General features: G+C 57.4%; 15 protein-coding genes. 6 read left to right on the top strand and 9 right to left on the bottom strand.

Features of this window, described 5'->3' with window-relative positions:
• Positions 1–11: 11 nt before the first annotated feature.
• Complete coding sequence (gene yddG / locus C1N60_RS22370; protein ID WP_125310541.1) at positions 12–926, bottom strand: aromatic amino acid DMT transporter YddG; 915 nt, start codon at positions 924–926, stop codon at positions 12–14.
• Between the two features lie 342 nt (positions 927–1,268).
• Here yddG and C1N60_RS22375 point away from each other — a divergent pair, with 342 nt between their 5' ends.
• Complete coding sequence (locus C1N60_RS22375) at positions 1,269–2,249, top strand: alpha/beta hydrolase (RefSeq protein ID WP_369974302.1); 981 nt, start codon at positions 1,269–1,271, stop codon at positions 2,247–2,249.
• Positions 2,250–2,297: 48 nt separating this feature from the next.
• Here C1N60_RS22375 and C1N60_RS22380 read toward each other — a convergent pair whose 3' ends face one another.
• The gene (locus tag C1N60_RS22380; protein WP_282954427.1) at positions 2,298–3,152 is read right to left on the bottom strand and encodes a Vmh family MBL fold metallo-hydrolase; all 855 of its coding nucleotides are present in this window, start codon (positions 3,150–3,152) and stop codon (positions 2,298–2,300) included.
• A 123-nt stretch (positions 3,153–3,275) separates the two neighbouring features.
• Here C1N60_RS22380 and C1N60_RS22385 point away from each other — a divergent pair, with 123 nt between their 5' ends.
• Positions 3,276–4,157: a LysR family transcriptional regulator gene (locus C1N60_RS22385; RefSeq protein ID WP_278706772.1), complete on the top strand. Its 882-nt coding sequence runs from the start codon at positions 3,276–3,278 to the stop codon at positions 4,155–4,157.
• A gap of 4 nt (positions 4,158–4,161) precedes the next feature.
• Here C1N60_RS22385 and C1N60_RS22390 read toward each other — a convergent pair whose 3' ends face one another.
• Positions 4,162–4,320 carry a hypothetical protein gene (locus C1N60_RS22390; protein ID WP_193751881.1) on the bottom strand — a complete coding sequence of 53 codons (159 nt, stop codon included), beginning with the start codon at positions 4,318–4,320 and terminating at the stop codon, positions 4,162–4,164.
• A 38-nt stretch (positions 4,321–4,358) separates the two neighbouring features.
• Here C1N60_RS22390 and leuE point away from each other — a divergent pair, with 38 nt between their 5' ends.
• From leuE to C1N60_RS22410, 4 genes are all read left to right on the top strand, one after another.
• Positions 4,359–4,997 (top strand): leucine efflux protein LeuE, encoded by a 639-nt coding sequence (leuE, locus tag C1N60_RS22395; protein ID WP_058770263.1) that lies wholly within the window; start codon positions 4,359–4,361, stop codon positions 4,995–4,997.
• Between the two features lie 253 nt (positions 4,998–5,250).
• Positions 5,251–6,699: an amidase gene (locus C1N60_RS22400; RefSeq protein WP_394521826.1), complete on the top strand. Its 1,449-nt coding sequence runs from the start codon at positions 5,251–5,253 to the stop codon at positions 6,697–6,699.
• Positions 6,692–8,002 carry a purine-cytosine permease family protein gene (locus C1N60_RS22405; protein ID WP_021509019.1) on the top strand — a complete coding sequence of 437 codons (1,311 nt, stop codon included), beginning with the start codon at positions 6,692–6,694 and terminating at the stop codon, positions 8,000–8,002. Before C1N60_RS22400 ends, C1N60_RS22405 begins: the two co-directional genes overlap by 8 nt.
• A complete protein-coding gene (locus C1N60_RS22410) occupies positions 7,995–8,702 on the top strand; it encodes a biuret amidohydrolase (RefSeq protein WP_021509020.1) in 708 nt (235 codons plus the stop codon). Before C1N60_RS22405 ends, C1N60_RS22410 begins: the two co-directional genes overlap by 8 nt.
• 125 nt (positions 8,703–8,827) lie before the next feature.
• On the opposite strand, the gene C1N60_RS22415 is transcribed toward C1N60_RS22410, so the two are convergent.
• The 6 genes from C1N60_RS22415 to C1N60_RS22440 form a co-directional block, all read right to left on the bottom strand.
• Positions 8,828–9,622, bottom strand: coding sequence for a hypothetical protein (locus tag C1N60_RS22415; protein WP_394521827.1), 795 nt, complete (start codon positions 9,620–9,622; stop codon positions 8,828–8,830).
• A gap of 34 nt (positions 9,623–9,656) precedes the next feature.
• A complete protein-coding gene (locus C1N60_RS22420; protein ID WP_394521828.1) occupies positions 9,657–10,811 on the bottom strand; it encodes an MFS transporter in 1,155 nt (384 codons plus the stop codon).
• A gap of 499 nt (positions 10,812–11,310) precedes the next feature.
• Positions 11,311–11,694, bottom strand: coding sequence for a VOC family protein (locus C1N60_RS22425; RefSeq protein ID WP_394521829.1), 384 nt, complete (start codon positions 11,692–11,694; stop codon positions 11,311–11,313).
• Positions 11,695–11,766: 72 nt separating this feature from the next.
• Positions 11,767–12,108: a type II toxin-antitoxin system RelE/ParE family toxin gene (locus C1N60_RS22430; RefSeq protein ID WP_127834950.1), complete on the bottom strand. Its 342-nt coding sequence runs from the start codon at positions 12,106–12,108 to the stop codon at positions 11,767–11,769.
• A complete protein-coding gene (locus tag C1N60_RS22435; RefSeq protein WP_071813632.1) occupies positions 12,071–12,313 on the bottom strand; it encodes a ParD-like family protein in 243 nt (80 codons plus the stop codon). Before C1N60_RS22435 ends, C1N60_RS22430 begins: the two co-directional genes overlap by 38 nt.
• A 117-nt stretch (positions 12,314–12,430) precedes the next feature.
• A complete protein-coding gene (locus C1N60_RS22440) occupies positions 12,431–13,135 on the bottom strand; it encodes a helix-turn-helix transcriptional regulator (RefSeq protein WP_166710439.1) in 705 nt (234 codons plus the stop codon).
• Positions 13,136–13,148: the final 13 nt, after the last annotated feature.

Consider the following 13,148-nt stretch of genomic DNA (forward strand, 5'->3'; position numbering starts at 1 on the left):
CATCCAGCCGGTTATTCCAGCGTATTGCTTTCCAGCTTACGCGTTGCAGTCCCGCGCGTTGACCACCAGCAGAGCAGCGAACCGAGGCAAACCATCGCCGTGCCTTGCCAGAAGGAGAAGGTCAGGCTGGAGTTAAGGATAAAAGCGGCTATCAGCGACGAAATGATAGGGATAAAGTAGGAAGCTGCGGCTAACAGCGTGACATTGCCGTGCAGAATGCCGACGTTCCACGCCGCATAGCCGAGCCCCATCGCCATCGCTGCCAGCGCCAGGCTGATGCACGCCTGCAGCGAAAACACCACGGGCGGCTGCGGTGATAGCAGCGATTTCAGCCACAGCGTCAGCGCAGTTAAGATGAAAAACAGCGTGATGCCGTTACTGCCTTTCGCGCTATTTTTTGTCACGACACAATAAACCGCCCAAATCATCGCACCGCCAAATGCCAGACCATAACTGAGCGGATTATCCATCACATTGTCGATCATTTCGCCCAATGAAAATCCCCGATCGCCGCTCAGTACCCGACAAATACCGGCGACGGCAAGCAGGAGGCCGGGAATAATCAACGGGCTGGTCTTTTGCCGGTTAACCATCACCGTTAAAACGATGGTCATCGCCGGCCACAGGTAATTAACCATGCCGACTTCAATCGCCTGATGGCCGCTATGAGTAAAACCCAGCGACAGCGACAGGCAGAGCTCATAGCAGACAAACAACAGGCTGCCGATCAGCAAATAGCGGCGGGGAAACTGGCGCAGGTCAGGAAAACCCACGGTGAGCAGCAACAGCAGGGCGCTGGCGCTGTAAATCAGCGCGGCACCGGTTACCGGACCAAAACTTTCACTAACGCTTTTTATTAATCCTACAATCGTGCTCCACAGCAGAATGGCCAGCAGACCAGTCAGGGTAGCTTTACTCTGCGGCATTACCCGTTACCTCAATGTGTGAAAAATCGCGGCGTGCTCGCCAGTGTGGCGGCTGGCGGGGACGCAGACAAGATGAATTTGCAGGTTGCCAATGTGACTGGCCGGAAAACGAACCCGTCTGCAGACAAAAAGTTAAAAAAATATCCTGATTAAAATCAGTGCAATAGAGTAGTGATGTAAATCTTCGCTAAAAAATATCTTGCTATTAAATAGCGCGCTATATAAATTCAGTCTCAGTTCAGAACACGATCATCGAGTCATTATCATTTAAATAGCGTGCGATATAATCGCAAAAAATATTAAAGGAGTAACACCATGAAATTACAACACTCTCTGCTTGCCATGGCGATGGCTACTGCGTCGGTAAATAGCTTTGCTGACGCACCACAACCTGAACGTCACGTGCAGCAGTTTTTACAGGCGCTGAACAGCAGCGGCGGCAAACCGATTGAGCAACTGTCACCGCAGGCAGCGCGCCAGGTCCTGATTGATGCGCAGAAGGGCGTAACACTGCCGCCGGCCGACGTCACTGAAAAAACCATTCAGGTAAACGGCCAGCCCATTAAGCTGAATATCGTAAAACCGCAGGGCGCACAGGGTACGCTGCCGGTATTTATGTTCTTCCACGGCGGCGGCTGGATCCTCGGTGATTTCCCGACCCACGAACGTCTGGTGCGCGATCTGGTGGTGGAATCTGGCGCTGCGGCTGTGTTTGTGAACTATACGCCGTCACCCGAAGCGCATTATCCGCTGGCCATCAATCAGGCTTATGCGGCGACACGCTGGGTGGCAGAACACGGTAGCGAGATTGGTGTCGATGGCAAGCGCCTGGCGCTGGTTGGTAACAGCGTCGGCGGTAACATGGTGGCGGCGGTCGCGCTGCAGGCTAAACAGCAGCAAACGCCAGCGATTCGTTATGACATCATGCTGTGGCCGGTAACCGATGCGCGCTTTGATACCGCTTCGTATCACCAGTTTGCCAACGGATATTTCCTGTCGCGGAACATGATGAAATGGTTCTGGGACGCCTACACCACCAAACAGAGCGAGCGTGACAATATCCTCGCTTCGCCGCTGCGCGCCACGAAAGAGCAGCTGCAGGGCTTACCGCCAACGCTGATTCAGACGGCAGAACTGGATGTGCTGCGTGATGAGGGTGAAGCCTTTGGTCGCAAACTGGATGCCGCCGGTGTGGATGTCACCGTGACGCGCTATAACGGCCTGATTCATGACTACGGTCTGCTCAATCCGCTGAGCGAGGTGCCGGCGGTTCGCACTGCGATTCGCCAGGCGGCGGAAGAGCTGAAAACCCATCTGCAGTAAGCTTCAGGCCAGGCGCGGCGGCGTCTGGCCCGTTCATTTATCCTCGCGTCACTTCCACTTCATCTCACCGGTATTCACCTTCGCGCTCAGCTCCAGCGAGCTGACATCCGCTAAGGTTGGCCACGCCTGTTTCATTGCCTGAATCACCGCCGCGGAGCCTTTGTGCTGTTGCAGCGCCCGCTCAAAACTTTGCAGATAATCCAGGGTAAAGGTGACCGCCTTATCGCCCGCCGGACGCGCACCCAGATAGTGGCCGGGGATCACCACCTGCGGCTTCAACTGCTGCATTTCTCGCAATACCTGACGCCACTCTGCGCGGCTGGCTGCGGTCTGGGTGTCCGCGGTCCAGACGTGAATGCCGGAATCCACCACTGTGCCACCGAGTATTGCCTTACTGGAGGGAATCCACACGTAGGCTGATTTTTCTGCCGCGTGGCGCAGCTCGATGCGCTCACCATCGACGCTAAACCGCGTCTGGTGGGTAATCTGCGGCACATACAGCTGGTGCGGCGCAGCGCCGTTCATCTGCGGTCCCCAGTACTGCAGCTTGGCATCTTTAGTCGCTTCGATATGTTCCACTACCAGCGGCGAGGCGACAATTTTGGCCTGCGGGAACGCCTGCACCAGCGGCTCAAGACCGAAGTAGAAATCCGGATCGCCCGAGGTGATCACGATGTGGGTCAGCTGCTTGCCGCGCGCTTTAATCAGTTCCACCAGCTTTTCACCATCTTTGGGGCTGAACTGCGCATCAAACAGAATCGCTTCATGCGGACCGGAGACCAGCGTCGACGAGACCGGAAAAATTCCCTGTTCCTGTGGGTTATACACGTCTAACTGCAACGGGGCGGCAAAAACCGGCGCGGCGGCTAAGGTGACCAGCAGCGCGAGTGATTTCATCTTCATGGCATCTTCCTTTTTACGGCAACGTGCCGTCACTGAAAGACGCTATTGTAAGCAAATCGCCAGCTGGCAGAATTCCCGCAATCAGATATGATCAGTTGCATAAAACGATCAGATGGAGCCTGCATGGACAGAGTGACGGCAGCGCGAGTGTTTAACCGGATTTGTGAGTTGGGAAGCCTGAGCGCGGCGGCGCGCGCGCTGGATATATCGCGCCCGATGGTCAGTCGCTATCTTGATGAAATGGAGAAGTGGGCGGGCGCACGCCTGCTGCACCGTTCTTCACGGCGGCTGACCATTACCCCGGCGGGTGAGCAGATTTTGCATAAGACACGCGCACTGGCCCGGCTGGCCGACGAGATTGAACAGCAGGGCGATGAGGGCAAACCGCAGGGCACGTTGCGCGTAGCCTGTGCACATTCAACCGCCACACACATTCTTGGACCGATGATTCCGGCGTTCCTTGCGCGTTACCCGGCGGTGCGTATTGAGCTGGAGATCAATAATCAGCCGGTCAGCCTGGTGGGTGAGCGCATCGATGTGGCTATTCGCATTACTGACGATCCGGAGCCCGGCGCGATTGCCCGCAGGCTGGGTGAATGTGCTTCGGTAGTCTGCGCTGCACCGGCCTATTTAACGCAGCGGGGCGAACCGCAGACGCCAGCGGATCTGGCACAACATAATTGCCTGCACTACAGCCGCTTTGCCGGGCAGCGCTGGCAGTTTCACGATGCGCAAGGCGAGGCGGTTTCCGTGGTGGTGAGCGGCAATTTTAGCGCTGGTATTTCATCCGTGTTATGTGATGCCGCTATCGCCGGATGTGGGGTTGCCATGGTGCCGGCAATGGAGGCGCAGGCTGCACTGGCCAGCGGTCAGTTACGTTGCGTACTGCCCGGTTTTCAACCGCGCACCTTAGGCATTTATGGCCTGTATATGTCGCGCGAACGCCAGCCTGCGGTGTTACGGGTATTTCTGGATGCGGTGATGCAGCAGTTGCGAAACCTCTGAATCATCACTGTGACAACGTCACTGGTGCCTGCCACGCGCTGTATGTGTTACGTAACACCGTTTCGACCACCTGAACCGTGGCGTTAAGCGACAAATCCATCGCACAACTGCTACTATGCGCCGCGCCGCGGCAGTTGAGCAGCGCGCCGGGTTCCACTTTCACTCATTTTTACCTGCTTATCGGCATGGGGTAGCACCGTAATGTTTCACGATTTAGGCATCATCAATCTCTGGACTTTCCTGGCGGGCGCGCTGGTGATCATTCTATTACCCGGACCCAACAGCCTGTATGTGCTGCGCACCGGGATGAGTCGTGGGGCAAAGCCGGCCTGTCAGGCGATAGCCGGGGTGATGGCGGGCGATTTGATTTTGATTTTTCTCGCCTGGGCGGGCGTCGCGACGCTGATCCGTACCAGTCCGCATATTTTTATGGTGGTGCGTTATCTTGGCGCCATGTTCCTGCTGTATCTCGGCGTGAAGATTATCATCGGCGCGCTGCGCAAACGCAGCGGCGATCAACCGGCTGAAGCGGTAAAACAGGAAAACTATTTCCTGCGTGCGCTGCTGCTTGGCGTAACCAATCCCAAGGCGATTCTGTTTTACGTTTCGTTCTTCATTCAGTTTATCGATCCGCGCGTAACCCATACCGCGCCGGCGTTTGCCACCCTGGGTGCGCTGATCCAGGTGATCAGTTTCAGCTACTATTCCCTGTTGCTGGTGGCTGGCGCGGTGATGGTGCGCTATCTGCGCAGCCGCACCCGCCTGGTCAAGCTGGCGAACATGTTGACCGGCATGCTGTTTTTTGGCTTCGCCGTGCGGTTAGTCAGCGCGCAAAGCTAACCCTTCTGACGCACGCCACGGCAGCAACGCCGCCTCCGCTGGCTGCACCCTAAAATGGCAACGCCATGATGCAGCGGTGCGCACAGTTTGTGCGTATTGCCTGCATCGGTATGGCTGCCGCATCCATAAGTATTCCATCTTGTATCCCAGACCGTATCCCATCTGGTCCGGCGCTTAACGGCCGCGCACACCACACTATTCTGGCACGCAAACTGCACTCATCCCGGTAGCCAATTAACCCGGGAGAACGATCATGTTTGATGCACTGCTGGATGAAGATGCCACCCAGCTGGCGGCGCGGGTGCGCGACGGCGAGGTTTCCGCGCGCGAGTTAACCCAGGCGACGCTGGATCGCCTGGAACAGCGGGAGCCGCTGATTCAGGCGTTTTGTACGCTAACGCCGGAGCGGGCGCTGGCACAGGCAGAGCAGATCGACCGCCGTCGTGCGCGCGGCGAGCCGCTGGGCGCACTGGCGGGTGTGCCGCTGGCGGTAAAAGATTTGATCTGTACCGCAGGTGTGCGAACCACGTCAGGATCGGCCGCCTACGCCGATTTTATTCCCGAAGAAGATGACATCACCGTTGAGCGCCTGCTGGCGGCGGATGCCATCCTGCTGGGCAAGACCACCGCGCCGGAGTTTGGCTACAGCGGTGTCGGCCATAATCCCCTGTTTCCCTCACCGCGTAATCCCTGGGATGTGAGCAAAACGCCGGGCGGATCGAGTGCGGGATCCGGCGCGGCGCTGGCGGCGCGGCTGTGTCCGATTGCGCTCGGCAGTGATGGCGGAGGATCGGTACGAATCCCGGCAGCCCATTGCGGTGTCTATGGACTCAAGGCCTCGATGGGGCGGGTGCCGCTGTGGCCGGGCTGCCGCGATGAACGTTATCCTGGCGTTTCCAGCTGGGAATCGCTTGAACATATCGGTCCGATGACGCGTAGCGTGCGCGACAGCGCGCTGATGATGTCGGTGATGGCCGGTCCGGACATGCGCGATCGGCACTCCATCCCATGCAGCGATGTTGACTGGCTGGCCAGTCTGCATCGGCCACTGCAGGGGTTGCGCATCGCTTTCAGCGCCGACTTTGGCTATATCGCCGTCGATGCGGAAGTGCGCGCCGTGGTCACCGCGGCCGCACGTCGTTTCGCTGCGGCGCTGGGCGCAGAACTGGAGGAGGTGGATCCCGGCATCGCTGACGAAAGCGCCAGCTTTGCTGCGCTGGTGGCGTTCGAAAGCGATCTGAGCGGCATGCGCCAGATGCAGAACCAGCTGGGAAAAGCGATGTCACCGCACCTGAGTGCCATGCTGCAGCGCGACTGGCGCGCGGAGCATTTCACCGACGCCAATACCACGCGCAAAAAGCTCTGCAACCAGCTGTGGCGCTTTATGCAGCGCTACGACCTGCTGCTGTCACCGACGCTGGCGGTACCGCCGTTTGCGCTGCACATGCAGGGCCCGGAAGTCATTGATGGCCGCATGGTGCGCAGCGATCACTGGCTGTCGTTCTGCTTCCCGTTCAATTTTACCGGTCAGCCTGCCGCCTCGGTGCCTGCCGGCTTCACGGCCAGTGGTCTGCCGATCGGTATGCAAATTGTGGGTCGTCATCTGGACGATGGCCTGGTGCTGGCGGCCAGTGCCGCTTTTGAGCGCATCCAACCATGGAATCATCACTATCCTGCTGCTATTGGAGTTCTCCATGAGTAACAAATCTTCCCCTGCGCTGGAGCAGGAGTTCGAGCATGAGCCGGTGCCGCTTAGCCATCGCCACTCGACGGGTTCGGTGTCGGCGGTGTGGTTTGGCTTTCCGATGATCCTCACCAATGCGCTGTTCGGCGGCATTATCACCTGGCATCTTGGCTTCTGGCCGGCACTGCTGGCGATTTTGCTGGGTAACCTGGTGCTGTTTGCCTATGTCGGCGCACTTAGCTGGTTCGCCGGGCATACCGGTATGAACTTCGCGCTGCAGGCGAAGCGGACCTTTGGCACCAAAGGCTATATCCTGGTGTCCGGCTTTCTTTCTACCGTGGTGATAGGCTGGTACGCCTTCCAGACCGGCCTGACCGGGACGGTGATCAACCAGACTTTTGGCTGGAATGCGCTGGCGGTCACCGCGTTTGCCATGGTGCTGTATACCGGCGTCACCTTTCTTGGGGTGCGGGCGCTGTCGGTGCTGGGAATGATTGCCGCTCCGCTGTTTGTGGTGCTGGGGCTGGTTGCGCTGTGGCTGGTGAGCAAGGATCATGATTTCACCACGCTGACCCAGTGGCAGGGCAGTCCGGCAGCCGCTGGCGCCATGAGCATGGGCACGGCGGTCACCATGGTGATTGCCGGCTTTGCGGATTCCGGCACCATGACAGCGGATTTCACCCGCTGGTCGAAGGACGGCAAATCAGCGGTGATCGCCGCGTTTTCCGCGTTCCCGCTGGCGAATGTGATTTCCTATCTGTTTGGCGTGGTGATTGTCGCCGTCGGCGCGGCGGTCGATCCGCTCAGCAACGGCGGTAACTTCCTGCCGCTGCTGATGGGGCACGGCATGCTGCTCTCCGTCATTGCCTTTCTGTTTGTGTTTATCAACCTCGGTTCGGTGTGCACGCACTGCCTGTATAACGGCGCGGTCGGTTTCAGCCATCTGTTCAGCAGCAAAATGCGCCTGTGGACGCTGATCCTCGGTGCCATCGGTGGCGTGCTGGCGCTGGCCGGCGTGTGGTCCTGGTTCCTCGAATGGCTCAGCCTGCTCGGCATGGTGGTGCCGCCGTTTGGCGCAGTGATGATTGTTGACCTGATCTTTATGGCGAAAATCAGCGAACAGCGTCAAACACGGCGCCTGCGCGGCAGCGCGTTCGCCGCCTGGGCCATCGGCAGCCTGTGTGCGGTGATGGCCCACCTCGAATTCCCGCAGTTTGGTGAAGCGGTTATCGGCCTGGTCACCGCGGCACTGAGCTATACGCTGATTGTGAAATGGAAACCGGAAAGCAGCACGGCGGTAATGGAGAAAAGCAATGCCTGATTATATCGTAGATTCAACCCCCTATCCGTGGCCGTTTGACGGCAACTGCACGGTGCAAAATACCGCGCTGCTGGTGATTGATATGCAAACCGACTTCTGCGGCAAGGGCGGCTATGTTGACACTATGGGGTACGACATCTCCCTGACGCGCGCCCCCATCAAACCGCTGCAGCAGGTGTTAGCGCGCATGCGCGAATCCGGCTTCCCGATCATCCATACCCGTGAAGGCCATCGTCCGGACCTGAGCGATCTGCCGGCCAACAAGCGCTGGCGATCGCGGCGGATGCAGGCGGAAATTGGTGCACCAGGGCCCTGTGGCCGCATTCTGGTGCGCGGTGAGCCAGGCTGGGAAATCATTCCCGAGCTGGCGCCGCTACCGGATGAAGTGATTATTGATAAACCTGGCAAAGGCTCTTTTTACGCCACCGACCTTGAGCTGATTCTGCACAGTCGCGGTATCCGCAACTTAATCATCAGCGGCATCACCACCGACGTTTGCGTGCATACCACACTGCGCGAAGCCAACGATCGCGGCTTTGAATGTCTGGTGCTGAGCGACTGCTGCGCGGCGACGGAGTTGAAGCATCATGAGGCGGCGCTCAGCATGATTCATATGCAGGGCGGTATTTTTGGCGCAGTGGCGGACTCGGCAACGCTGCTGGCCGCGCTGAACAGCCCGGCAGCGGCGCGGGTGAGCTAATCCGGCAACGGACGCGAACAGCGGGCTGGCCAGGCGTTGAGGTGTCGGGCCAGCCACAACCGCACACCAACCCTGCGCGGGTGTGATGATGCAGTCTGACCGGCCTCCGCCGGTCATGACCAGCCTCAGCCAACGTTGCCGGCAATCGTCAGATAGTCGGTATACATTTGCGGTGCGCCGGAGAACGAGGCCATGGTGCGCCATTCATCATACATACGCTCGCTCTCCTGATGGTTTTTCACAAACGTCAGCGATTTTTCGGTTGAGACGTCCATCGCCGGATGGAAGCTGTTGAGCGAGTCGAGGCTCTCGATCACCAGCATCACCGCATATTGCTCACTTCGATTACCGCCGGTGCCCTTCAGCATGTGAAACTTCCAGCCAGGATAGTCATCAATGCGCGCGACGTTCTCAATCATAAAGCGATCGAAGTCGGCAGCCGTCACGCCCGCGCGGAGCGCCAGATGATGAAAACCGACCACGCGTGCCACCCCAGGTTGAGCATCGGGCTGAAAGTTCGGGCCGGGCGGCAGTGAACTGTGGCGGTTTTCTGCCAGCAGCGAGAAGGTGGAGAAGAGTGTCGGTAACTCCCCGTAGGTGGCAAAGTTTTTCCACTCCTCAAGCAGCGCGCACGCCTCGGGCCGTTGTTGCCAGAAGGCGATGGCCTCAGCCGTGAGTTCGCCAGCCGGTGTGATATAGCGGTCATAGTCTGCCTGGCTGGGAGCCTGATACAGCATCAGGTATTGTTCCTGGCGTTCGCCACGCAGGCCTTTTAACAGCGACCATTGCCAGCCCGGATAAACAGGAATCTGCGTGCCGCGCGCCTTGAGAAAGGCTTCGAAGGTCGCGGCATTAACGCCTTTCTTCAGATTGAGCCCGACGTAGTGCAGGCTGAACACCGGTTGCGTTGAGGTTGTCATAGAAACTCCTTGTGAATATGACAGGGCAGAGGCGCTACTTCGCTGTCAGAGCGAAACGCGCCGCGAAAGTCACCAGCAGCAACATCACGATGCCGGCGCTGAGCGTGGTGGTCAGGGACGTGAGCTGGGCGCTAAAGCCAATCAGCGCCGGGCCCAGCAGTAGCCCGGAGTAACCGCACAGCGTGACGGCCGGTATGGCGTAATGCGCGGCGACAGTGCGCTGGTTACCCGCCGCGTTGAATAAAATCGGCACGATATTGGCCAGACCGATACCCACCAGCACAAAGCCGAGCAGGGCGCTCCACAGCCAGACGGATAAAATCGCTAATGCCAGCCCCCCGCTGGCGACGAGACCGCCCCAGGTGAGCACGCGGCGACTGCCATAGTGATTAATCAGCCGATCGCCAAACAGGCGCAGCGTAGCGACAGCCGTGGCGTACAGCGTGAAGCTGAAACCGGCCAGCTGCATCGACATGGCGCGTTCACTGTTCATGAACACCGCTGACCAGTCGAGCATGGCGCCTTCGGTGAGGAACAGCAGAAAACACAGCAGGGCAATCAGCACCACGTTACGGTGCGTCAGGGCGCGCAGCGTACCGCGCGTTGGTTTTGCATCCGTGCGGCGACGGGGCAACAGGGCGGTATGGCTCATCAGCAGCAGCAATAAAATCAACGCACACAGCGGCAGCAGCGCCAGCAGGGGCGCAACCTGCAGCCACAGCAGCAGACTCACCGCGCCAGCGCCAGCAATGCTGCCAAGACTGTAAAAACCGTGAAAGCCTGACATCTTGCTGGCCCCGGCCTCGCGCTCCACGATCACCGCCTGATAATTCATGCTGACATCCATCAGTCCGTTGATCGCGCCGAAGAGCAACAGCGCGCCCGCCATCGGCAGCGGTGCGTTCAGCAGCATCAGCAGCGGCAGATCCAGGGCCAGTCCGGCACCGCACAGCAGCAGCAGCGTGCGACAGCCAAAATGGGCTATCAGCGCGCCGGTAAAAGGCATAACTGACATGGAGCCTGCGGCGATACAGAACAGCAGCAGCCCCAGCATGCCGTCATTGATCGCCAGTTGCGCTTTGGCGAAGGGAATAAGCGGCGCCCAGGCGGCCATGCCCAGTCCGGCGATAAAAAATAGCGTGCGCGTCGCGCGCTGCTGGCGCAGGTTAAGCAGATTACTGTTCATCATCACATCCCGGTGTAGTACGGCGTTTCATTGCCTGGCCTTATCCATGGTCGGGCTACAGGTACACTGCAGCCTGTGCAGAGGCCCATAAAAACGTAATTAATATTTAACAGTAACAAGACTTGTCCTGGAAATGACGTAGCGTGTTCAGGTGGCTGTATTCAGTAGATTTTATTTATTGCATACACGGAAGGCACTTTAAAAAAGCGCGATGTGGGAGGGGAACGGTAATGACGGATAAAGTCAACGATGACAATCTTATTATAATGCGCTGTAATATATGGATATTAGCCAGAGGAAATACAAGCATCTCGCGCACTGTGTAGCGGTGCAACTTATTGCGCGATAAATCGCACCGCTATCCACCAGGTTGAATTACCTGCACGTTGCTTAACTGAACAGCAGCGTTGATGTCATTAACCGGCAATTAAGAATATAAATATAGTTAATGATTTCTCAGTGCATTTAACAACCTGCAACCGTAAGCGCCAGGTCTCTTCACTTACTCATCCAGCTGTAAATAGCAGACACGCAGGCGGTGCCCGTCCGGGTCCAGCGCGGTAAAGGTGTAGCCAAAGTCCATGCGCACCGGTGACTGAATGATGGTGATTTCGCGCAGCACGCCCCATTCGTGATAAAGAAAATCGACATCGTCTTTGCGCGCGGTTTTAAAAACAATTTCGCTATGCGCTGTACTGGCGGGCAGGGAGAGTGCGGGTTCAACGGTATACTGCGACCAGATACCCAGTTTAAAGCCGCTCTCAAACACAAACATGGCAAAGGTTGGGCTGAGTTCTGCGGGTTTGATGTCGAACAGCGCGGCATAAAAGTCAGCACTTTTCACGACGTTGGGCACATAAATAATGGTCATGTTAGCGGTAAGCATGGTGATCTCCTTGTGTGTTTACCGCTGCATAGTAGGGGGAGGCTGTGACAGATTTTGTCAGGAGTCGATGGGTTAACTGATAATTTTCAGATCGGCTTTACGGTGCTTTTTCTGTTCCTGATAGAAATTTTCATGGGGTCCGATATCCAGCAGATACAGTTCCAGTTTATTTTCCACCCAGCTATAGCCCAACAGCGTCAGGCGGTTATTCAGCTGAAATTTGTGCACGCGTAAAAAGTTTAAGTCACCTTTTTTAAGCTCACCGATCTCAGGCGCGTCAACAATCCTGTCGATCTCATCCTCGACGATGGCACGCTGTGTATCGGGCAATTTATCGAGCGTTTTTTCAAAGCGGCGTGTTTGAAAAACCTCGATGCTATTTTGTGGTTTTGGATCGGGGTGTTCGGCGGACATACGGCGAAACCTTCTGATTATCGACTTCAGCCTGGGCGATCAATACTTCAGCAATGAAGCTATACGGTAAGTCCGGATTATCCTCAGCAATCCGGCCGATCTTCGCCCAATGCTCAATCTGCTTTGGAATGCTGCGGCTGGCGGCTTCAGCGTGAATTTTAACGTCGCTCACGAAGTCATCGTCTAAACGAATACTTGTGGCCATGAATATTACCTCGCGGATGAAAGCGGTGATGGACTGACTGTTGTAATGTTGAGTTTCGATTACTGCTGCACGTGGCTAAGTATGCGACATTTTGTCGCTTATGGCAACTTTATGTCGCTAGCGCGTCGCGCTGTCCACCGGGTGACGTAAATGGTGATAATCCCGCCAGCGTTTCAGCAACTGATGACGCGTGCCGGGATAGAGTTCGCTGGTGACGCTGATCGCTTCAATGCGGTCGACGCGGAAATTGCGGAACTCCTGGCGCAGTTCGCACCAGCCGCACAGCAGGCGCACGCGTTCAAAGTAGCCAATAACCACCGGCCAGATGGTGCGGGTGGAGAGGTTATCCTGCAGATCTTTGTAGCGCAGGCTGATCTTGCTGCGCTGATGGATTGCCTGGCGAATCTGCGGCAGATGGGTTTCGAACAAGGCTTCGCCCTGGGAGGCGATCAGCAGCGACTGGTGATCGATACTCTGCGTAAGATGGGACGGAATCACAGCCTGGACTTTGGCCAGCGCATGGCGCGCGGCGGACTTAAGCTCATCGTCGGTGTGTCGGGTGACCCAGTTGAGCCCGAGCACCAGCGCATCAATCTCCTGCCGGGAAAACATCAGCGGCGGCAAATGGCCGTCGGATTTGAGTAAATAACCAACGCCCGCGCTGCCCTCAATCTCCACGCCCTGCTGCTGCAAACTAAGAATGTCACGATAGACGGTGCGCACGCTGATGTGCAGCTGTTCGGCGATACGCTGCGCGGTCAGCGGATAGCGATGACAGCGCAGCAATTGCAGCAGTTCGGGAAGCCGCTGAGTTTTAGACATGATACGCCAGCCT

The sequence above is a fragment of the Pantoea sp. SGAir0184 genome, from assembly GCF_043544755.1.